We start from the raw sequence: 21,480 nt of genomic DNA, 5'->3' as shown, positions 1-21,480 counted from the left end.
CGCTCCTTTCTGAATCGTTTATTTACCGATTTTTTGTTGCAATTCATATAAGAACTGAAGTGCCTTCATCGGTGTTGTTCCGGAAATATCCAAATCTCTTATGGTTGTCAGGACATCCTCTTGCTGAGGTTCTTTTGAAATATTCTCAGCATCTTTCTTCGTTTCTTGGAAGAATGTTAATTGTTCATTTACAGAAGACTGTGTATCTTTAAGATTATGTTCCTTACCAGTTTCAAGCTCTTGAAGAATGTCTCTTGCCCTAGCAAGAATCGGTTCAGGTAACTGAGCCAGTTCCGCCACATGGATCCCGTAACTCTTATCAGCTGGACCATTTTTCACTTTGTGTAAAAAGACCACTTTGCCACTCTGCTCGACCGCAGCTACATGAACATTGCCTAATTTATCCAGCTGTTTTTCGAGCTGCGTTAATTCATGGTAGTGTGTTGAAAATAAGGTATTTGCACGAATTTCATGATGAATGTATTCCATCATTGCTTGAGCGAGAGCCATCCCATCGTAAGTGGACGTACCCCTACCAATTTCATCGAACAGCAAGAGGCTGCGTTCAGTCGCATGCGTTATTGCGTATGTGGATTCCAGCATTTCGACCATGAAGGTACTTTGACCAGCTGCTAAATCATCCGCTGCACCAATACGTGTAAAAATTTGATCGGTCACAGGCAGCAATGCTTGTTCTGCCGGCACGTAGCAACCCATTTGCCCCATAATGACCGTAATAGCCACTTGTCGCATGAATGTACTTTTACCCGACATATTGGGTCCTGTAATGAGCAACATATTCTCTTCGGATGTCAGGGCACAATCATTCGGTACATAATGCTGTTTGTTCATCATTTTTTCAACTACAGGATGACGTCCGTTAACGATATTCAGTTCCAAACCGTCATGAAACTTTGGTTTAGTCAGTCGATATTGGTCAGACACTTCAGCAAAACTCGTAAATACATCCAGTTCACTTACCTTGGCTGCCAGTTGCTGAACTTGTGGAATGTATTGTTTCACTTGTTCACGTATGTCGACGAAAAGAGAATACTCCAATGCTAAACTTTCTTCTTCTGCTGTTAAAATCAAAGACTCTTTTTCTTTCAGTTCATCCGTAATATATCGTTCCGCATTAGCTAACGTTTGTTTTCTTTCGTAGCGTGCCATATCAGCCAAGTGAATATTTGATTTTGTGATTTCAATGAAATACCCAAAGATACGGTTATAGCCTATTTTAAGCCCTTTGATGCCAGTCCGTTCCCGTTCCTTCAACTCGAGAGCAGCAATCCAGTCTTTGCCGTTCTTCTTCGCATAGCGGAGCTCGTCCAAGCGTTCGTGAAAACCGTCACGGATGATATCCCCTTCTTTAACTGAAAGAGGTGGATGATCGGCGATTGCTTCTTGCAGCAAACTCAAAAGCTCTTCACACTCATCTAACTGGTCAGCCGCTTTTTTAAGCGCAGGTTTACCACTTTCAATCAATTGGGTTTTAATCAATGGAATTTGAAGAATCGATTGTCTTAATTGACTTAAGTCCCGGCCACTAGCAGTGCCAAAAGAAATGCGACCAATCAAACGTTCCAAATCATATACTTCTTTTAAGCTTTCTCGAATATCCGCTCGGGAGAAATAGGCTTCCAGCATTTCAGTGACGATTTCCAAGCGCTCTTCAATTTTCATACGATTTGCTAAAGGTTGATGCAACCACTGCTTTAATTTGCGTCCACCCATAGCGGTCATTGTTTCATCGAGCAACCAGTATAGTGAACCTTTTTGATCACCACCACGAATGGATTGAACCAGCTCTAAATTGCGTTTGGAATGAAAATCTATCGTCAAAAGCTCCTCGCGTTCCTGGAATTGGAATGCTTGAATATGCTCAAGTGAACGTTTTTGTGTGCGGTGTAAATAGTTCACCAATCGTCGACAAGCTCCACGCACCTCGACTGGATTATGTTCCGTAAAGGATTCATCAGCTTGTGCTTCGAGTTGGGTCTCTTCGATGGATAGTAAAATGGAATGCACGTCAGCCAAATCTGACAGTAGCACAAACAGTTGCTCAGGTACAACGAGTTCCCGGATGGATAACGTTTGCAATTCTTGAATTAAATTCTTTTCAGTACCTGTTAGTATCGCGCTAGTACCTTCGCCTGTCGATAAATCCAAATAAGCATAAGCAAAGCGATTTTCATCCAGTTCTTCTGCCGAAGCGATAAAATGATTGCTTTTGCCATCCATATTTTTACCTTCAATAATCGTACCAGGTGTAATTAAACGAACAACTTCACGCTTAACGACTCCTTTTGCTTGTTTAGGATCTTCCGTTTGCTCACAAATTGCCACGCGGTGACCTTTTTGAATGAGTGTTTCTATATAATTTTGCGCTGCGTGATGTGGCACACCACACATAGGAATGCGGTCTTTACTTCCTCCATCACGACTCGTCAGTGTGATTTCAAGTATTTGTGATGCATTGATGGCATCATCGAAAAATAATTCATAAAAATCGCCCAATCGGAAAAACAAAAAGGCGTCTGTATATTCGGATTTAACTTGTAAGTATTGTTGAATCATAGGTGTATAGGTGTTCATGTCAAAACCTCTTTCAAATACTAGCGATTCTTTCATTATAACTTAACTTTCACAGTGGTTAAACAACCATGATCTTACAAAGGAACGTGCATATGTATAAAGTGAAGAAAAAATTATCGGCAATCTCTAAAAACTGCAACCAAGTTGTGAATTTAAAATTAATAGCGAAGTGACTGCGTCACCTCGCTAATGTTTTATTTCTTATGTTCATCGGAAAGTAGATGAAGTCCAAAGGTCATAAAAAAAAGCCGGATTTCGTGCCCCGGCTTAAGAGAATGATGAGGACTCTTTAGCATCACTAAATGTTGAAGTTGACGATGAAGATGAACTTTCGTCTTTATATGACCATTCTTCCTCGTAATCACCTGGTTGAACTTGAATAACAACTGTTGTTTCACCAACAACTTCTGCATGCAATTCTCTTTCTACTGTTACTTTAAATTGCTCGCCATCCGGTGTAATGATGGCTTCCGTGCAATTCGGTTGTTGTATGACACGTACATGTATGTCCTCAACACCTTGTGAATCATCTTCACGATAATGAAGTTTAATACGCTCTCTGTATGGTACTGTTTCTGAAAATACAGAGGTTTTAGAATGGTCGTGATGTGCATACCACACATTGATGTCGTACTTTCCAGACACTTCCACAAATTTACCATGTTTCTTCGCTTGGTGAGTGTGATTAATAACCCAACACCCTAAAATGCTAGAAGGGTTATTTGGTGGACGTAACGTTTCACTAGCTTCTGCTCTCTTTTTACCTTTCGCCACGACTGCTTTCGTCACGATTTGACGGGTATATTTCAAAGCCATCCTCCTTCGTTCGATTCCTTTTCATCATATGCAGGCTGTGCCCATTAGGTGATAGGAATTGTGGAAAGCGCCAATTTTCTCGGCACCGCTTGTTTCCGCTTGAGGGCTTGAAGCTTATGAGCGTGCTGGCGCTTGGAACTAGACATTATGAAAGGATGATTTAATAATGATTGAAACCATCGATGGAAAAGAAAAACTGCTCCCTCTTATATAGAAGGAACAGTTTTATTTGCGTTTTATGAGCAACTGCCTGGTTTAGTATTTTGTACTCTTGAACCTGTTTCTCCGCGAAGTAAATCGCCTTCCGTTGATTCGATGATTTGGTTTGTTACATTGTTGGCAATAGTATTTGCTACTAATTGAAGTAAATCATTTACATCCCCTTGTGATTGCTTGAATTCTTGAACAATCGGGATTTCATCAATTTCTTCTTCGATTTTCTCGATTTTACCTTCAATTAATGTTAATGCTTTTTCTTTACCGTAATGTTGGAAATTAACTGCTTGTTTTTGAAGACTCTTCAAACTCGCAATTTTTTCACGGATTTTTTGATTTTCATTAATTTGCGCTTCCGCACGTTTAAAGAAATCCACTTCTTCTGTTTGTGCAATCATATCTGCGATTTCTTTAGCTTTTGCAATAATATCATCTTTTGTATATTTCGTTGTCATAAGACACCCACTTCTTGGCCTGATAGAACTTCGATTAATTCGCCTTCTAGAGACCATGTTTTTGTATTTGTAATCTTCACGTGAACCAATTTACCGATAATATCATTCGGACCTTCAAAATTCACTAGCTTGCTTGTTCTTGTATAACCCGCAAGTACCGCTGAATTTTTCTTACTTTCACCTTCAACCAATACTTCAACAATTTGGCCATCATAAGCCTGCATTGTCTCTGCTGATAATTTGTTGACAAGATTGTTTAACCTTTGCAAACGTTGTTTCTTCACATCCATCGGAACATTATCTTCCATTTTGGCAGCCGGTGTCCCTTCACGAGGTGAATAGATATACGTATAGGCATGTTCAAACCCAACTTCTTCATATAAAGACATGGTTTCCTCAAACTGCTCGTCCGTTTCGTTCGGGAATCCGACAATAATATCCGTAGTCAATGCCGCATCAGGAATCGCAACTTTAATTTTGCTGACCAATTCCAAATATTGTTCACGGTTATATTTACGGGCCATTAGTTTTAGCATACTGGAGGAACCTGATTGGACAGGTAAATGAATATGTTCCACTAGATTTCCACGCTTCGCGAGCACTTCAATCAAGTGATCGTCAAAATCTCGTGGATGGCTTGTTGTAAAACGAATGCGTGGCATATCGATTTGACGAAGATCATTCATCAAATCACCCAGTCGATATGTAAGATCGTCGAAATCTTTCCCATATGCATTCACATTTTGCCCAAGTAAAGTGACTTCTTTATATCCTTGTGCCGCTAGCTGTCTGATTTCCTGTATGATCTCTTCAGGTCTGCGGCTCCGTTCTTTTCCTCTTGTATATGGAACAATACAGTACGTACAGAATTTGTCGCATCCATACATAATATTGACCCACGCTTTGATTTCGCCACGTCGGACTTTAGGCAAACTTTCGATGACGTCTCCTTCTTTTGACCACACCTCAATGACCATTTCTTTTGACAGATAGGCTTCATTTAAAATGTGAGGCAAACGATGAATATTGTGAGTACCGAAAATCATGTCGACTTGATTATAAGTTTTTAATATTTTATTGACAACTGATTCCTCTTGAGACATGCAACCACAAACACCGATCAACACATCTGGATTATCACGTTTAATCTTTTTGTAGTGGCCAAGTTCACCAAACACCTTATTCTCGGCATTCTCACGGATGGCACATGTGTTCAGCAAGATGACATTTGCTTCTTGTACACTCTGAGTTGGCGTATAGCCCAGTTGCAGGAATATACCTGCCATTACTTCTGTATCGTGTTCATTCATTTGACATCCGAATGTCCGAATGAAAAACTTACGACCTTGTCCCATTCCCAAAAATTCAGGTTGAATCGCAAAATCTTTATGGTAAGCTACTTCTTCTTTACCACGTTTCTTTGCTTCTTTCAAAGATGGTGCCACATAAACTGATTGGAAATACTTACTGTAGTCTTTTTCCGTTTTATTCGTTTCTTTTACTTGTGAATTATGTAAGCGTTGCTCTTCGTTCATAAAATTGCTCCTTTCATCCTGTACACCCATCAGACGAAAACTTCATTCCTCTATTATACTGATACGGCATGTGTTCCTACAAGATGTCAGCTGCAATTGTCGGTGTTTCGACAAAAAAACTGCCGATTTTCACCGGCAGTTCAATTCTTACAAAAATTCTTTTACAAGTTCATCGAAATCTCTTTGGCTCATCATTAAATCTTCTGTTGATAATGGCGTTTCAGCGTAGCCTGACACCATTTCCTGATAAGAAGGTTGTTCGTTGTTTTGATAGATGATGCCTGTTACAAGGCTTTCATGTTCCATTAACGTTGCCATTGCTTGTGGACGGTTGGATGAATCGTATCCTTCGACAGTTGAAATTTTTGTGATGCGTTCCTTGAACCAATCATATGTGTTTATTTTGTTGTAAGTAACACATGGACTGAATACGTTGATGAACGAAAATCCTTTATGGTTAATTCCAGCTTCAATGATACTTGTCAATTCTTTTAAATCGGAAGAGAATCCTTGTGCTACAAATGTTGCACCAGACGTTAAAGCCATTTCCAGTGGAGCAAGAGAAGGTTCAATCGCACCTCCAGGCGTAGATTTCGTTTTGAAACCTGCTGCTGAACGAGGCGATGTTTGCCCTTTTGTCAGACCGTAAATCTGATTATCCATGACGATATATGTGATATCGATATTTCGGCGAATCGCGTGGATTGTATGTCCCATCCCGATCGCAAAACCATCTCCATCTCCACCTGAAGCAATTACGTTCAAATCACGATTAGCCATTTTCAAACCTTGAGCAATCGGAAGTGCACGACCGTGAATCCCGTGGAATCCGTATGAATGTATATATCCAGAAATTCGACCTGAGCAACCAATTCCGGAAATAACCGCTAAATCTGTTGGTTCGATCCCTACATTAGCTGCTGCACGTTGAATAGCTGCCTGTACGGAAAAGTCGCCACAGCCTGGACACCAGTTGGGTTTTACATTATTGCGAAAATCTTTAAATGTTACCATCTGAGAGCAACTCCTTTACGCGATTCGTTAATTCTCTTGGCAAGAAAGGTGTTCCATCATATTTTAATACGTTCACGATTTTGTCATGAGCGCCAACATTCATTTTAATAATATTTGCCAGTTGACCAGTTGCATTATTTTCAACGACCAGTACTTTTTTCGCAGCCTCAATAAGTGGTGAAACATGTGCAGTCGGGAAAGGCTGGATTAAACGGATATGTGCATGATTAGCACGAATACCTTGTGCATTTAAATTCGCCTGAACTTCTTCTAGTACCCCTCGAGTCGAATTGAAGCCCACTAACAGGACATCCGCTTCTTCATGAGGTGCATATACATGAACAGGGTTCGGGAAATTGACATGCTCCATTTTTCTCATACGCTTGTCCATTTGCAGTTGACGATTTGCAGCCGATTCAGAAGGCTTGCCAGTTTCGTCGTGTTCAACACCAGTAACGTGGTGAATTCCATTTTTCATTCCAGGAATGACACGAGGAGACACACCATCTTCCGTCACTTCGTAGCGTTTAAAGTATGATTTATCTTCGGCAGCTACTAATTCTTCTTCCACTTTTAGACGGCCTCTGCGAAGTGCCACTTTGCTGTAATCAAATGGTTCCACCGTTTGTTTACCTAACGATAGCTGTAAATCGGATAAAATAATAACAGGCAGTTGTAATTCTTCCGCAATATTAAACGCTTCAATTGTATCGAAAAATGCTTCTTTGCCCGTACTTGGAGCGATGACCACTTTTGGGATCTCCCCGTGTGTACCATAAATCATCTGCATTAAATCGGATTGTTCTTGTTTCGTCGGCAAACCTGTTGATGGGCCACCACGTTGTGTATCAACAATGACGAGCGGTTGCTCGGTCATACCTGACAAACCGATTGCTTCCATCATTAAAGATAAACCAGGACCCGCAGAAGCAGTAAATGAACGAACCCCACCGTAGTTTGCGCCAATCGCCATGGTTGCAGCGGCAATTTCATCCTCAGTTTGAATTACAGCCCCACCAAATTTCGGCAATTTCTTAATCAAGTATTCCATTATTTCAGATGCAGGAGTAATAGGATAGGCTGCCATAAATCTAACACCAGATGCAAGTGCACCTAAAGCGATAGCATCGTTTCCAATCATAAACAAACGATGTTTCCCATCTGCAGGTTCAAGTTCCCACTCACCAATCCGATCGCCCAAATGTTGCGCCATCACTTCATAACCTTGTTGGATCGCTTGCATGTTTTTTTCAACAATTGTCTCGCCTTTGCGGCCGAAAATTTCATCGACTACGCTTTGGAAAACAGTTTTATCCAAATTTAACAAAGCGGATGTAGCACCAATTGCCACCATGTTTTTCATTAAAGACGTGCCGAGTTCAGATGCAATTTCCGTAAACGGAACGCTGTACATGGTCGCAACACAATCTTCTGGGTGTTCGGGATTAAATTTCGTATCAGCCAAAATGACGCTTGAAGCTGTCAGTTCTTTATAGTTTACATCAATTGTTTCTTGGTCAAATGCAACTAAAATATCTAAATCATCTGGTATTGTGCGAACTTCTGTCGTTCGTACACAGATTTTATTATTCGTGTGTCCACCTTTAATACGTGAAGAAAAGTGACGATAGCCGTACAAGAAATACCCTAAGCGATTCATCGCCATTGAGAAAATTTCTCCGGTACTTTCGATTCCTTCCCCTTGTTGCCCACCGACTTTCCATGAAAGCTGATGTAACATATGCAAACAACTCCTTAACAGATCAGGTAATAACCTCTATTTTCCTACATAAGTTTATCACTTAATTGCTTCATTCACTATAAAATAGCGGTAGTTTTTTGAAATTCAGACCTTTGGAGGAAGCCAAATTAGTAATTTGTGCTGAAAATACGTAAAAACCCAACCTCTTTTGAGATTGGGTTAGTTTACAATTAAGTAAGAATAGCGCTTTACGCTTTTCTTATTGTGCTCTTGTACGTTTTTCAACTAAAAGCTTAATAGCTGTCCGGTCTTCCCCAGAGATCACAATATCTGTAAATGCCGGAGAACAAATTAAATCGGTGCCACTCGGCGCGACAAAGCCACGTGCAATTGCAACTGCTTTTACCGCTTGATTAAGTGCTCCTGCTCCAACTGCTTGCATTTCTGCATACCCTTTTTCACGGATGACTGCAACTAATGCACCTGCAACTGAGTTTGGATTAGATCTTGAAGATACTTTTAATGATTCCACTACGATTCCTCCTTGTCCTTGCTGACCGTTGGACGATTAAGATGTCCTTAAGTCACTGTATGCAAGATAAGAGAAAGATAGAAGAAGTTATCCTCTGAAAGGATAATCTTCGTTGATATAAATACGTTCAAACGAAGTGGCTTTTCCTGTTTGGTTATCCAACTCTACGAAAAATGCGCTGAGTACAGATCTTCCTGACTTTGGTACCTCAAAACGAGCGGGCATATTCGTCTGGAAACGATACAGTACATCTTCTTTCTTCATCCCAAGTACGCCGTCGTAAGGACCTGTCATCCCGACGTCCGTGATGTACGCTGTTCCATTTGGATAAATGCGGGCATCTGCTGTCTGGACATGTGTATGCGTACCAACAACGGCGGATACTTCCCCATCTAAATGCCAACCCATCGCTATTTTTTCACTCGTTGCTTCTGCATGAAAATCAACAAAAATCAGTGGAGATATTTGCTTTGCTTCATTTACAAGCTCAGTCGCTTTTTTGAATGGATCATCATGTGGCGGTAAAAATGTACGGCCATGCAAATTAATCACGGATAACGTATGACCGTTTTTTGTAATAGTCGTCATGCCCTTACCCGGTGCTTCATCTGAAAAGTTTGCCGGACGAATTAAATAATCAGTATCATCAATGAAATCAAAAATTTCTTTTTGATCCCATGTATGGTTCCCCATCGTCACAACGTCGACTCCCATATAAAGCAAATCTTGAAATATCTTTTGAGTTATGCCTCGACCTGCTGCAGCATTTTCGCCATTTGCAATGACCACGTCTGGTTGATATTTTCTTTTCAATCTTGGTAAATAATCTTCTACTGCATCGCGACCAATCGATCCAACGATGTCTCCAATAAATAATACTTTCATTTTCATTCCTTCTTTCATTTCCGTTGGCTCTGCTGTTGGTTGTTGATATTCCGCAAAACGGCTATCACCTTATTGGTGAATATTTCTTTAATGTAAGAATATCCTAAAAAACTTTTACTATCATAAAAAGTAAAAAAAGGCCTCAGATCGAAGCCCTTTTTACTTATTTAGCGTATTCAACGGCGCGAGTTTCTCGAATGACCGTTACTTTAATATGACCAGGGTAATCCAGTTCTTCTTCAATTCGTTTACGGATATCACGTGCCAAACGATGTGCTGTAATATCATCAATTTGTTCCGGACGAACCATAATGCGAATTTCGCGACCTGCTTGAATGGCAAATGATTTCTCAACACCATCATATGACTCTGAAATTTCTTCCAGCTTCTCAAGACGACGAATGTAATTTTCTAACGTTTCACTACGTGCACCAGGACGTGCTGCTGACAATGCATCGGCTGCGGCTACTAACACTGCAATAACAGATGTTGCTTCTGTATCCCCATGATGGGAAGCGATACTGTTAATGACGACTGGATGCTCTTTATACTTCGTAGCAAGTTCCACACCAATTTCAACGTGGCTACCTTCCACTTCGTGGTCGATTGCTTTCCCGATATCGTGTAGAAGTCCTGCACGACGTGCAAGTGTTACATCCTCGCCAAGTTCAGCTGCAAGCAATCCAGCTAAAAATGCCACTTCTTTTGAGTGCTTCAGGACGTTTTGACCATAACTCGTGCGGTAACGCATCCGACCCATGATTTTAATTAAATCTGGATGTAAATTATGAATGCCAATATCAAATGTCGTTTGTTCACCGATTTCACGAATTTGTTCATCAACTTCTCGTCTTGATTTTTCGACCATTTCTTCAATACGTGCCGGGTGAATACGTCCATCTTGCACTAATTTTTCAAGTGCGAGACGTGCTGTTTCACGACGAATCGGATCAAAACCAGAAAGAATAACTGCTTCAGGTGTATCATCGATTATTAAATCGATACCTGTCAATGTTTCGAGAGTTCGAATATTTCGACCTTCTCGTCCAATGATGCGGCCTTTCATTTCATCATTTGGCAAGTTTACGACTGATACAGTCGTTTCTGCTACATGGTCTGCCGCGAAGCGTTGTAGAGCTATTGACAAGATTTCACGTGCTTTCTTGTCTGACTCTTCTTTCGCACGCGTTTCGGATTCTTTCGTCATAACTGCGATGTCCGTTGCTAATTCATTTTCTACTTGCTGTAGAATGATGCCTTTCGCTTCTTCACGTGTTAATGCAGAAATGCGTTCAAGTTCTGTTTGTTGTTTGGCAACTAATTCTGCCACTCTGCTTTCCATCTGCTCGATATGCTGTTGTCTCTCAGTCAGAGCGTCATCTTTACGCTCTAGACCCGCTTCTCTTTTGTTAAGAGCATCATCCTTACGGTCAAGGTTTTCTTCTCTTTGCAAGTACCGATTTTCCTGTTTTTGCAGTTCAGATCGGCGTTCACGGATGTCAGATTCTGCTTCAGATCTCAATTTGTGAGTTTCATCTTTTGCTTCTAGTAATGCTTCTTTTTTAAGAGCTTCCGCTTCTCGCTTCGCTTCGTCTACGATAAGCACCGCAGACTGCTTCGCACCAGTCACTTTTGAATCGTTCACATTTTTAATTAAAATATAGCTAACAACGGCACCGACGATAAGACCAAGCAAAGCGGAGATGAGTACTGTTTCAATCATTTGAACACCTCCTCTTGCTATTTCATTTTCATGTTCAGTCGGCTCATATATGGAGTCATCCACAATACTGCCAAATGGTTTCATTTAAGAGATTATACAAGTTTAATTGTATAGATGTAAAAATACTCTGTCAAGGATTCACGAGTGTCCTTAAAGGAAAATAGCCTGCCGATTTTTACGGCAGGCTACTACTTAAATCTTATTTTTCATCTAGTAATAACTCAAACTCTTCATCTTCTTCTTCCTCATGAGCTGCAATTGTGTAAGCTGTGGCCATCATGCCATAAGCTGCACGGATTTTTTGAGCAATCTCATTACGTGTTGAAGGATTATCTTTAAGGAATTGTTTTGCATTTTCGCGTCCTTGGCCTAAACGATCATCGTTATATGCATACCAAGAACCGCTCTTGTTCACGATGTCCATTTCGACTCCTAAATCAACGATTTCACCTTCACGTGAAATCCCTTGTCCATACATAACATCGACTTCCGCAGTACGGAATGGAGGTGCTACTTTGTTTTTAACGACTTTAATTTTCGTTTTGTTCCCCATGAAATCGTTACCCGACTTGATGGCTTCTGCACGACGGACTTCTAGACGCACTGAACTATAGAATTTAAGTGCGCGCCCACCAGGTGTTACCTCCGGGTTACCGAACATAACGCCGACTTTTTCACGAATTTGGTTGATGAAGATTGCCGTAGTTTTTGACTTGCTGATTGCACCAGACAATTTACGTAAAGCTTGTGACATCAAGCGAGCTTGAAGACCTACGTGAGAGTCACCCATATCGCCTTCAATTTCAGCTTTAGGTACAAGTGCAGCAACTGAGTCAATAACAACGATATCAACTGCACCACTACGTACAAGTGCTTCACAAATTTCTAATGCCTGTTCACCTGTATCTGGTTGTGATAATAATAATTCATCTATGTTTACGCCTAAATTTTGTGCATAAATTGGATCAAGCGCATGTTCAGCATCGATGAAAGCTGCTTGTCCACCAGCTGCTTGTGCTTCTGCAATCGCATGAAGTGCCACAGTTGTTTTACCTGAGCTTTCAGGTCCATAAATTTCAATAATACGTCCTCTTGGATATCCGCCCACACCAAGTGCCACGTCAAGTGCAAGAGATCCGCTGGAAGTAGTCAATACTTCACGATCAGTTTTTTCGCCAAGTTTCATAATAGAACCTTTACCGAATTGTTTCTCAATTTGTTTTAACGCCATGTCTAACGCTGCTTTACGATCGCTCAAGAATGGTTCCTCCTTTGATTTAAACACTAATTTAACTTCTGTCTCTACTATACTTGGTTTATGAGAAATATACAAGAAAAAAGCGAACGTTTATTCGGTTTATTTTTTTATCATATTTAATGGCAAGCTCATCATTATTCAAAAGGCTCAATAAAACTATTATTGTAGATTATTTAAAAATATAGAAGGAATCGGTTCCCTTTCCGTGTACGAGCATTGAGTCCAACATGCCGCTAGAGCGTGAAGCTGGAGATCCACAAGTATGTGGTGTTCATACTTGTTGGCTAGTGAGGAACATTCTTTTTACAATGCCTATCAAAAAAGGAGCAATCTTTATGAGAATGATTGCTCCTTTACAAATCTATTATTGTGCTTGATTGTTTGATAGCAATTGAATCAAATAATGGAACGTCCTCATCACTGCTCTCAGACGATTGGTATTACGCATATCGCTTAAATGCAGTTCGTGAGTCACCACATCATCATTAGGAAGGCTGATTGCGATCCACACAGTGCCTGCTGGCTTATTATCATGAGAGTTAGGACCAGCTGCACCAGTCAGTCCGACGCCTATATCCGTTTGGAACATTGCTTTCACCCTACTGGCCATGGCAGTCGCACATTCAGCACTCACAACTCCATATTGGTCGATGATGTCTTTTGAGACTCCGAGCTGATTCATTTTCGACTCCGCTGTGTATGTAACCACACCACCAACCAATGTTTGACTTACACCAGGGATGGCAGCCAGTTCTGATTGGAATAATCCAGCTGTCAAACTTTCAGCTGCCGATATCGTCAATCCTTGCTCTATTAATAATCTGCTTGCACTTGATGCAAGCGAGTCATCGTTGTAACCGTATAAATAATCTCCTACGCGGGAAAGTAATACTTGTTCAGTTTCTTGAATCAATTTTAGCGCTTCTTCTTCTGTAGAAGTTTTGGCTGTAATCCGCAAAGTGACTTCCCCATCGGAAGCTAGCGGCGCAATAGTTGGATTAGTTTGGGCATCCAGTAAATCCATAATCCGTGTTTCAAGCTCCGCCTCACCGATTCCATAAAAACGAAGGACGTGTGAAATAATCACTTCTCCTTGATTCAGCCATCTTGCCAAAACAGGCTTTGCTTCTAATTGAAACATTGGTTCCATTTCTTTAGGTGGTCCAGGCAGAAGGATATACACATGGTTTCCTTTTGAATAGAACATCCCCGGAGCCATACCGTTATGATTAGCCAACACTTCACAGCCATCAAGTACAAGAGCCTGCTTCTTGTTGTTTTCAGTCATCGGAAGGTTTATACGGTTAAAGAATGCTTCAATGGAAATCAGTGCGGTCTCGTCCATAACAAGGTCCGTTCCTACGTGCCTTGCAATAGTTTCTTTCGTCAAGTCGTCCTTGGTTGGACCAAGTCCTCCAGAGAATACAATTAGATCCGCTCGTGTTTCAGCCAATTCAATCGCTTGTTTTAAACGCTCCGCGTTATCACCTACTACCGTATGATAATAGACATTGACACCCAGTTCAGCCAGTTGACTCGAAATATAGCGTGCATTTGTATTTGTGATTTGTCCAAGCAACAGTTCAGATCCTACTGCAATAATTTCAGCATTCATCTTCATTCACGCCCCTATTTTGAGTCGAGTAACACACGGCGGTTTGCATAGAAGTAATCCCATCCAGACCAAACCGTAAAGAACAATGACACATACAACATGATTGAAGCGAATGGAATAGAGAACATTTCAAAAATAATATTGTGAAGTAGCAATGCGGAAATCGCGACAATTTGAGTCCACATCTTGATTTTCCCCAATTGTTTCGCTGCCACAACTTCACCTTCTTCTGCAAGAATTAAACGAAGTCCCGTAACAGCAAATTCGCGGCTGATTATTATGATAACAATCCAAGCAGGTGCGAATCCAAGTTCTACAAGGATGATCAAGGCTGCAGAAACCAATAATTTATCAGCTAGTGGATCCAGGAACTTACCCATATTCGTTACCAAGTTATGTTTACGCGCATAATATCCATCAATAAAGTCCGTTACTGATGCAAAAATAAAAATGATTGCGCCAATTAAATGTTCAACTGGTATAGTTGATCCTAAAAATGTAACATCACCCCAGCCAAAATCAACTAACATGAAAACAACAAATATAGGGATCATGATGATTMTTGAAACCGTAATTTGATTTGGTATATTCATTTTTGTCTCCTCTCGATTCAAAGAAAATAGCCATCTTGTTAGAGATGACTATTGCTGTTTTGAAAATTGAATCATCATATTTTGAACAATTTTTTCTGCTGGTGAAATTCCATACTCCACTTTTTCGTCATTGACAAAGACATCTATTTGCGATGCTGATCCAACTCGAATACGCGCCGAAGGTAAATCACTTAGATCTAGGTTAACCGTTTCTCCCACGGCTAATTCACGACCCAGCATTTCTACACCGGATGGATTTTTAACACCAACCCATGTTCTGCCTCGTGCAACAATTTTCACTGAAAATGTTTCGGCTCCTGTAACCGTATAATTAGTTGTTTCACCATCAATTGCACCCATTTCAATTTTCTGAGTCGGTACTGGCTCTACATCTTCTGGTACTTCCGGCTCTTCTTCAACCGGAGTTTCATCTCCGGTCGGAGGTTCAATAGACACTTCGTCCTCGACAGCGTCCGCAGATTGGTCATCATTTTTCGCTAAATTTTGATAGGAAAACCAAAAAATCACGATACCAATAATAATGAATAGTGCCACTACGATCATCGGGATCATCTCGTTCATACTATTCGATGATCTTCCAATCGGTCGGCGTCTAGAAGGCGCAGACGTCATCGTTTGACGCACTTCTTCACTCGTGGAAGAAGGTACTTCCTGCTTATACGACTCTAGCAATTCATCAGAATTCAATCCAACTGCATCAGCATATTGCTTAATAAATGCTCGAACATAAAACGGTCCCGGCATCATGCTGTAGTTGCCTTCTTCGATACCGGCAAGATAACGTTTTTGTATTTTCGTCATTTCCTGCAAGTCGTCCAAACTATATCCTTTTGCCGTTCTCGCCTCTTTAAGACGAGTTCCTAATTCAGTCAACTAAAACACCTGCCTGTTAAAAGTTAAAACCACCGAAGCCATCTAAGTTACCTCTTTCAGACATCATCTGGTTTTTTTCCATCATTTCGTATGTTATTTCTTCATCTGGTTCGTGTCGCAATTCAATAATGTAATCAAAGTCTTCAATCGTGTAATCTGATTGTTGAACGAACATATCAGGATGTTCAACTACTTTAATTGACGGGAGGCGCATCATTTCACGCACCAACTGTAAATGACGTTCATCTGTAGATTGTCTCGTCACAATTCCGTCCAGGATAAAAATATTATTATCACTGAATTCGTCTCCTGCCAATTGGCTACGGACGGTTTGTTTAATCATGGTTGAAGATAAAAACACCCATTTTTTATTTGCACTGACGCTAGCTGCAACAACTGATTCGGTTTTTCCTACTCGAGGCATTCCACGAATCCCGATTAATTTATGTCCTTCTTGCTTAAACAATTCTGCCATAAAATCGACGAGTAGACCTAATTCATCCCGAACAAAACGAAATGTTTTGCGATCATCCGCATCTCGTTGTATGTATCGACCGTGTCTGACTGCTAAAATGTCACGTAGTTTCGGTTCCCGGAACTTTGTAACTTTAATCGTTTCCATCGTTGAAACAATCAATTCAAAACGTTCAATTTGCTCATCATTCTCTGCACGAAGCAACAACCCTCGTCTGCCCTGGTCTACACCGTTAATTGTCACAATGTTAACACGAAGCATACCGAGTAAAGAGGCAATATCCCCGAGCAATCCTGGACGGTTTATTTGTATTTCATATTCAAAATACCATTCGCGCATAATGTAACGACCTTTCCGCCTAACTTATTGAAGGAGCAAGTATTTTTTAACAAAAATCCTCCTAATGCGACACCTTTCAAGTCTTTCTCAATAGATGACGTTTCCAAACTACTCTAGGTTCTATCATAGCTGATTTATGTACGTAAGAAAAGGAAAAAAGAAAAGAAGGAACAATGTCCTTCTTTTCTTTTACTGTACAGTTTTTTGTTGAACTAATTTGACGACCATGTTCGCCAATGCATGTTGTTCATCTTCAGTAGCAACTGACCACAAATCCGACAAAACACGCTCTTGTTCGTTCTTAGGATCCACATTTTTGGCTAAGTAATCGCCGATTTCATAAGCTGTTGATTGGATGGCTTTTTTAGTCATCCCAGTTGATTCGGCGTTCATTACATTTACACCCAGAAAGTGTGTCCATTTTTGCCAGTTTTCAAGTAAGGCCATGTCCATTCCTCCTTTTCACAAACAGTATGTGCAAAAAAAGAAATTATATGTACCAACCGCCGTTTACCCGGAGCACTTGACCAGTTATATAATCCGCATTTCCACTGGTTAAAAAAGTAACAAGATTGGCTACGTCCTGCGGTTTACCGAAAGTTTGAAGAGGAATCTCATCTTCAAGCGCTATTCTTTCTCCCGCATCGAATGCTTCATTCATTTTCGTATCAATGATTCCTGGGGCAATGACATTGACTCGAACTCCAGACGAGCCTGATTCCTTTGCATAAGCTTTTACGAAAGCATGCTGCGCACCTTTGACGGCTGAATAAACAGTTTCTCCAGCCGCTCCAGTTTCTCCCCATATCGAGCCGATAAAGGTGATATAAGACCGGTCGTGCCGTCTTAATTTAGGAGCTAGCTGACCGATGATTGTCATAGGTGCTTGCACATGCGTTCGCCACACCATTTCCATTTCTCGGGGTGTAGTCTCTTCAAGTAATTTATACAAAGCCTGACCAGATGCAAAGACAATCGTTTGAACTTCAAAAAGTTGTGTACAAATAAAATGGATTGCTTTATTGTCAGCAAGGTCTCCTTGAATGACATGAAATTCTTGGTTCGGATAAAGATCTTGTAAATGTGATATTAATTGATCAATGGACTGTTTGTTTTCATTGAAATGTAAATACAAACTCCAGCCATGTTTGGACATGTCATATGCAATTGCTTGCCCTATTTCACCCGATGCCCCAAAAATGCAGGCAAATTTCTTCATGATGCCGATTGCTCTTTCTTCGGAAGAACAGAAAATACAGTCTGTTGTTCTTCACCTTGTATGGATTTGAAAGCTTGTTGCAAGTCCTCAACAGTCATCTTCTCAAGAGAAGGAACAGCATCAAATAAATCCATATCATTAAATGCGTAACGAGTAAATTGGTTCGCAATAAATTCCACTGAATTTAAGGCACGAAGGAAATATCCAATCTTTTTCTTGCGGACACGGTCTAAATCGCTTTGTCCAAATGGCCATTTCTCTTCAACTTTTTTCAGTTCTTTTTTAATTGCTTCAATTAATTCTTTCGGCATTGAAGTGTCTGATCCAATCAAAGCAAAGCCATAGCCTTTTTCCAATGTGAAATCAAAAGCATACGATTCATCGATCCAGCCTTTTTCATAGGCTTCCACATAGAAGTCCGAAGATCGGCCAAAAATCAATTCCAATGCAAGTTGAATCCCCATCTCGTGTTTCATCATGGCATCGCCTTGCAGAGAAGTTTCTTTCGCTTTTAGTCCAATATATACTTTTGGTTTCTGAACATCCATTAACAATTTATTTTCATGTTTTGCAACTTCCAACGGTTCTTCAGGAAAAGCACGTTGGATCGGTTGTGGTTCGGCAAATTCTTTTTTAGACTGATTTTCTCGGATATAAGTCATCATTTTTTCCGGATCTACTGCGCCAACAACGAACAATAACATATTTGACGGATGGTAGAACGTTTCATAACAAGTATATAAATGCTCAGCAGTAATTTTATCAATCGAATCGATTGTTCCTGCAATATCGATTTTCACCGGATGATCTTTGTACATATTTTCAATAGTGCCAAAATACAATCGCCAGTCAGGTTGATCATCATACATCGTGATTTCTTGACCGATAATCCCTTTTTCTTTTTCAACAGTTGCTTGTGTGAAGTAAGGCTCCTGCACAAAATTCAAGAGCGTTTCCGTGTTTTCATACAAGTGATCCGTTGAGGAAAATAAATACGCTGTACGGGTAAAGGAAGTAAATGCATTGGCAGATGCCCCATATCCACTAAATTTCTGGAATACGTCGCCGTCTTCTTTTTCAAACATTTTATGTTCCAGGAAATGAGCAATTCCATCCGGGACAGTAATTTGCTCTGACTCTCCTAACGGCACGAAAGTACGATCAATTGCCCCATATTTTGTTGTAAAGGTCACAAATGTTTTCGAGAAGCCTTTTTTAGGCAAGATATATACTTCCAGACCATTATTCATTTTTTCATGGTACATTTTTTCATCCAATTGTTTAAAGTGAAGCTCCTTCATGCGACAGCTCCTCCTTTCCAGACAAGAAATAAACAAGTTCTTTATTAATTGATTTTGCCATTTCCTGAATATCTTCTTTCGTGACTGATGTCCACTTTTCAACCCATGAATCAACTGAGAATTTTTCATCAAGGTCTTTGTATTGATCATAAATCTCGATTTGTCCTCGAGCAGAATCAAGCGCTTCTTTTAATTGATTCTTCAACATGGCAACAGTTTGATCGATTTCATTTTTTGAAATCTCCCCATTTTTCATTGCCTCCAATTGTTCATCAATTAAACGCACCGCTTTTTCTTGTTTACTCGCATCAATTCCAGCAAGAACAAATACTAATCCATATGCTGAAGAGAATGAACTTGACACATAATAAGCCATGCTTTCTTTTTCACGAACGTTCAGGAACAACTTCGCATGAGGATATCCACCGAAAATGCCATTCGTAATTTGCATTTTTGGAAAATCAGGATGCGTAAACGTAACTGGTGTACTGTAACCAATATGCAATTTCCCTTGCTTCATTTCTTGTTGTTCGTTGACTTTATCTTTCTCAGCGGTTTTATGCTCAATATTTTCATGAACATTTTTTTGCTTTTTAGATCGTGCTTTGAAAGGAAATGCTTGTTTCAGCTTGGCAGTCATTTCTTCTACATCCACGTCACCCACAACATAAATATCCAACTCATCTTCTTCAAGCATTTTCTTGTAGGCTTTAAATAAGGATTCCTTGGTAATCGCATTAACATCATTGATAGTCCCGTTTGCACCAATAGAAGCTGGGTGATTTGGTCGCATTAATTCAACCAGTCGCTGTTGTGCATATCGTGTTTTATCATCGTATATTGACTCAATACGTTGAATGACTGTATCTTTTTCACGTGTTACAATCGATTCTTTGAACGTTCCCTGCTCCAGATTTGGGCTGAAAAGAACCGTTTGCATAAGATTAATTACTTGATCCAACACTCCGCCAGTAGACAAATATTGATCATTGACAGACTCAGCAAGCAAAGTGACGGAATGATCACTCCCCTTTTTGCTTGAGTCTAAATACATAATCGTCCCGTAAAGCTCATCTAAATGGCTTCGGAAAGCTGAATTGGATGGAAAAAGCTCATTACTATGCAATAATACATTTGAAAGTACTGAACGTTCTGATGCAGATTGATTAGTCAATAATTGTTTGAATTTAAACGAAAAGTTTACAGTTTTAAATTGATCTGTAGGCCTAATATGTAGATGGATGCCTTGTTGTAACTCGATTGTTTGAAACATCGAAATCCCTCCTATTTCATTAATATGCCATACCATATCTTTCACTATACATGGTGCTGGTAAATGATTGCAAATAGCTCGTGAAAAAATATAAGTCTTACGTCCCATAAATACCTCTTGCTAGGGATCCAAATATCTGTTGTCAATTAATTCCTGAAGCTTAATCACCGGTGAACAAAAGAATTGTTCATTGAAAAAAATGTAAATCCAGCGAAACTTTCCTATTAGCTATTCGTAGTTAAATTAGGAGGGGTTATATTATGAAGTTTAGTTCAAAAATTGATAATTTTTTTGTTGGAATCATATCAATCACAGTATTTATTATCCTTAGCGTATTTTTGTTTCCTCTGCTTTTAGATTATGATAGAACGAGTATTGATACCATTACTGTACTTTCCTTATGTGTGTTATCAATTGGGTTACTATTGTGGTCTGCTTTTTCTATTAAATACGTCCTAAATAATGACCACTTGTTTGTAAAAGGTGGGTTATTTAAAAGTCGAATCCCATATGAAGATATAACAAGGATTTCTCCCACAACTGAAATCTTTACTGGTTTCCGCTTGTTATCATCAAAACAAGGTATTGAATTATTTTATAAATCAGCAACTTTAGGAAGTGTGAAGATTTCACCTAAAGACATTGACCTTTTCATTTTCGAATTAGAGAAACGTGCGCCAAATGTCCAAATTGATAAAATAACTCAGTAAATTACCATTAACTAAATGTGTAAACAAAAAATGAAAGGACCAGGCAAAATGCCCGGTCCTTTTAAGATCGATTTTATCGTTTCCCTTTTATATAAGGTGTTCCTATAGCCTTGGTGCATTTGCTTTACCAATGAATCCTGCTAAGGCAAGGATTGTTAAGACATAAGGTAAAATCAGTAAGAAAACACTTGGAATTTCGCTGATTATCGGCAATGATCCACCGACAATACTTAACGCTTGAGCAAACCCAAAGAACAGAGCTGCCCCCATCGCACCCAGGGGATGCCACTTACCAAAGATCATTGCAGCAAGTGCCATAAATCCTTGTCC

The 21,480-nt window shown here is 39.9% G+C and carries 19 protein-coding genes and 1 pseudogene; 1 reads left to right on the top strand and 19 read right to left on the bottom strand.

The genetic code is table 11. The features are described 5' to 3' along the window. Positions 1 to 18: 18 nt before the first annotated feature. The 18 genes from mutS to yfmF all read right to left on the bottom strand — a co-directional run bounded on the left by mutS (position 19) and on the right by yfmF (position 20,440). Positions 19 to 2,595, bottom strand: a complete 2,577-nt coding sequence (gene mutS / locus AC1DSL_RS07775; RefSeq protein WP_477531792.1) for a DNA mismatch repair protein MutS — start codon at positions 2,593 to 2,595, stop codon at positions 19 to 21. A gap of 267 nt (positions 2,596 to 2,862) precedes the next feature. Continuing rightward, on the bottom strand, positions 2,863 to 3,405 hold the full coding sequence (cotE, locus tag AC1DSL_RS07770) for an outer spore coat protein CotE (protein WP_016427560.1): 543 nt from the start codon (positions 3,403 to 3,405) through the stop codon (positions 2,863 to 2,865). A 242-nt stretch (positions 3,406 to 3,647) separates the two neighbouring features. Further along, entirely contained in the window at positions 3,648 to 4,082 is a 435-nt protein-coding gene (locus AC1DSL_RS07765) for a YlbF/YmcA family competence regulator (protein WP_016427561.1), read from the bottom strand. Then, complete coding sequence (miaB, locus tag AC1DSL_RS07760; RefSeq protein WP_477531791.1) at positions 4,079 to 5,617, bottom strand: tRNA (N6-isopentenyl adenosine(37)-C2)-methylthiotransferase MiaB; 1,539 nt, start codon at positions 5,615 to 5,617, stop codon at positions 4,079 to 4,081. The genes AC1DSL_RS07765 and miaB overlap by 4 nt, the downstream gene beginning before the upstream one ends. 147 nt (positions 5,618 to 5,764) lie before the next feature. After that, positions 5,765 to 6,631: a 2-oxoacid:ferredoxin oxidoreductase subunit beta gene (locus AC1DSL_RS07755; RefSeq protein WP_477531790.1), complete on the bottom strand. Its 867-nt coding sequence runs from the start codon at positions 6,629 to 6,631 to the stop codon at positions 5,765 to 5,767. Next, complete coding sequence (locus tag AC1DSL_RS07750) at positions 6,618 to 8,372, bottom strand: 2-oxoacid:acceptor oxidoreductase subunit alpha (RefSeq protein WP_477531789.1); 1,755 nt, start codon at positions 8,370 to 8,372, stop codon at positions 6,618 to 6,620. The genes AC1DSL_RS07755 and AC1DSL_RS07750 overlap by 14 nt, the downstream gene beginning before the upstream one ends. Positions 8,373 to 8,592: 220 nt before the next feature. Then, the gene (locus tag AC1DSL_RS07745) at positions 8,593 to 8,865 is read right to left on the bottom strand and encodes a stage V sporulation protein S (protein WP_016427565.1); all 273 of its coding nucleotides are present in this window, start codon (positions 8,863 to 8,865) and stop codon (positions 8,593 to 8,595) included. Between the two features lie 87 nt (positions 8,866 to 8,952). After that, positions 8,953 to 9,750, bottom strand: a complete 798-nt coding sequence (locus AC1DSL_RS07740; protein ID WP_016427566.1) for a TIGR00282 family metallophosphoesterase — start codon at positions 9,748 to 9,750, stop codon at positions 8,953 to 8,955. A 163-nt stretch (positions 9,751 to 9,913) separates the two neighbouring features. Then, on the bottom strand, positions 9,914 to 11,473 hold the full coding sequence (gene rny / locus AC1DSL_RS07735) for a ribonuclease Y (protein WP_016427567.1): 1,560 nt from the start codon (positions 11,471 to 11,473) through the stop codon (positions 9,914 to 9,916). A 199-nt stretch (positions 11,474 to 11,672) separates the two neighbouring features. Further along, positions 11,673 to 12,731, bottom strand: coding sequence for a recombinase RecA (gene recA / locus AC1DSL_RS07730; protein WP_016427568.1), 1,059 nt, complete (start codon positions 12,729 to 12,731; stop codon positions 11,673 to 11,675). A gap of 364 nt (positions 12,732 to 13,095) precedes the next feature. Then, the gene (locus AC1DSL_RS07725; protein ID WP_477531788.1) at positions 13,096 to 14,346 is read right to left on the bottom strand and encodes a competence/damage-inducible protein A; all 1,251 of its coding nucleotides are present in this window, start codon (positions 14,344 to 14,346) and stop codon (positions 13,096 to 13,098) included. A gap of 14 nt (positions 14,347 to 14,360) precedes the next feature. Next, positions 14,361 to 14,939 (bottom strand): CDP-diacylglycerol--glycerol-3-phosphate 3-phosphatidyltransferase, encoded by a 579-nt coding sequence (pgsA, locus tag AC1DSL_RS07720; RefSeq protein ID WP_477531787.1) that lies wholly within the window; start codon positions 14,937 to 14,939, stop codon positions 14,361 to 14,363. Between the two features lie 48 nt (positions 14,940 to 14,987). Next, positions 14,988 to 15,833 carry a helix-turn-helix domain-containing protein gene (locus AC1DSL_RS07715; protein WP_477531786.1) on the bottom strand — a complete coding sequence of 282 codons (846 nt, stop codon included), beginning with the start codon at positions 15,831 to 15,833 and terminating at the stop codon, positions 14,988 to 14,990. Positions 15,834 to 15,849: 16 nt separating this feature from the next. Next, positions 15,850 to 16,647: a DUF3388 domain-containing protein gene (locus AC1DSL_RS07710; RefSeq protein ID WP_016427572.1), complete on the bottom strand. Its 798-nt coding sequence runs from the start codon at positions 16,645 to 16,647 to the stop codon at positions 15,850 to 15,852. A 189-nt stretch (positions 16,648 to 16,836) separates the two neighbouring features. Further along, positions 16,837 to 17,094: a DUF3243 domain-containing protein gene (locus tag AC1DSL_RS07705; protein WP_016427573.1), complete on the bottom strand. Its 258-nt coding sequence runs from the start codon at positions 17,092 to 17,094 to the stop codon at positions 16,837 to 16,839. A gap of 43 nt (positions 17,095 to 17,137) precedes the next feature. After that, positions 17,138 to 17,866 (bottom strand): elongation factor P 5-aminopentanone reductase, encoded by a 729-nt coding sequence (gene ymfI, locus AC1DSL_RS07700; protein WP_477531785.1) that lies wholly within the window; start codon positions 17,864 to 17,866, stop codon positions 17,138 to 17,140. After that, positions 17,863 to 19,167, bottom strand: a complete 1,305-nt coding sequence (gene yfmH, locus AC1DSL_RS07695; protein WP_477531784.1) for an EF-P 5-aminopentanol modification-associated protein YfmH — start codon at positions 19,165 to 19,167, stop codon at positions 17,863 to 17,865. The genes ymfI and yfmH overlap by 4 nt, the downstream gene beginning before the upstream one ends. Next, a complete protein-coding gene (gene yfmF, locus AC1DSL_RS07690; RefSeq protein ID WP_477531783.1) occupies positions 19,148 to 20,440 on the bottom strand; it encodes an EF-P 5-aminopentanol modification-associated protein YfmF in 1,293 nt (430 codons plus the stop codon). The genes yfmH and yfmF overlap by 20 nt, the downstream gene beginning before the upstream one ends. 260 nt (positions 20,441 to 20,700) lie before the next feature. Here yfmF and AC1DSL_RS07685 point away from each other — a divergent pair, with 260 nt between their 5' ends. Next, positions 20,701 to 21,150, top strand: coding sequence for a PH domain-containing protein (locus AC1DSL_RS07685; RefSeq protein WP_477531782.1), 450 nt, complete (start codon positions 20,701 to 20,703; stop codon positions 21,148 to 21,150). A 73-nt stretch (positions 21,151 to 21,223) separates the two neighbouring features. Here the strand turns inward: AC1DSL_RS07685 and AC1DSL_RS07680 are convergent. Then, positions 21,224 to 21,480: pseudogene (locus tag AC1DSL_RS07680) on the bottom strand (ABC transporter permease); the annotation flags it as partial.

The sequence above is a fragment of the Paenisporosarcina sp. P4_D4 genome (assembly GCF_056401835.1).
This window is presented reverse-complemented; position numbering and strand designations above follow the sequence as displayed.

Coding starts and splice junctions, on each gene's coding strand:
- mutS (WP_477531792.1), bottom strand. CDS start 2,595: ATGAACACCTATACACCTATGATTCAACAATACTTACAAGTTAAATCC.
- AC1DSL_RS07750 (WP_477531789.1), bottom strand. CDS start 8,372: ATGTTACATCAGCTTTCATGGAAAGTCGGTGGGCAACAAGGGGAAGGA.
- miaB (WP_477531791.1), bottom strand. CDS start 5,617: ATGAACGAAGAGCAACGCTTACATAATTCACAAGTAAAAGAAACGAAT.
- rny (WP_016427567.1), bottom strand. CDS start 11,473: ATGATTGAAACAGTACTCATCTCCGCTTTGCTTGGTCTTATCGTCGGT.
- AC1DSL_RS07710 (WP_016427572.1), bottom strand. CDS start 16,647: ATGCGCGAATGGTATTTTGAATATGAAATACAAATAAACCGTCCAGGA.
- AC1DSL_RS07765 (WP_016427561.1), bottom strand. CDS start 4,082: ATGACAACGAAATATACAAAAGATGATATTATTGCAAAAGCTAAAGAA.
- yfmF (WP_477531783.1), bottom strand. CDS start 20,440: ATGTTTCAAACAATCGAGTTACAACAAGGCATCCATCTACATATTAGG.
- ymfI (WP_477531785.1), bottom strand. CDS start 17,866: ATGAAGAAATTTGCCTGCATTTTTGGGGCATCGGGTGAAATAGGGCAA.
- AC1DSL_RS07725 (WP_477531788.1), bottom strand. CDS start 14,346: ATGAATGCTGAAATTATTGCAGTAGGATCTGAACTGTTGCTTGGACAA.
- AC1DSL_RS07705 (WP_016427573.1), bottom strand. CDS start 17,094: ATGGCCTTACTTGAAAACTGGCAAAAATGGACACACTTTCTGGGTGTA.
- AC1DSL_RS07740 (WP_016427566.1), bottom strand. CDS start 9,750: ATGAAAGTATTATTTATTGGAGACATCGTTGGATCGATTGGTCGCGAT.
- AC1DSL_RS07755 (WP_477531790.1), bottom strand. CDS start 6,631: ATGGTAACATTTAAAGATTTTCGCAATAATGTAAAACCCAACTGGTGT.
- AC1DSL_RS07685 (WP_477531782.1), top strand. CDS start 20,701: ATGAAGTTTAGTTCAAAAATTGATAATTTTTTTGTTGGAATCATATCA.
- yfmH (WP_477531784.1), bottom strand. CDS start 19,167: ATGAAGGAGCTTCACTTTAAACAATTGGATGAAAAAATGTACCATGAA.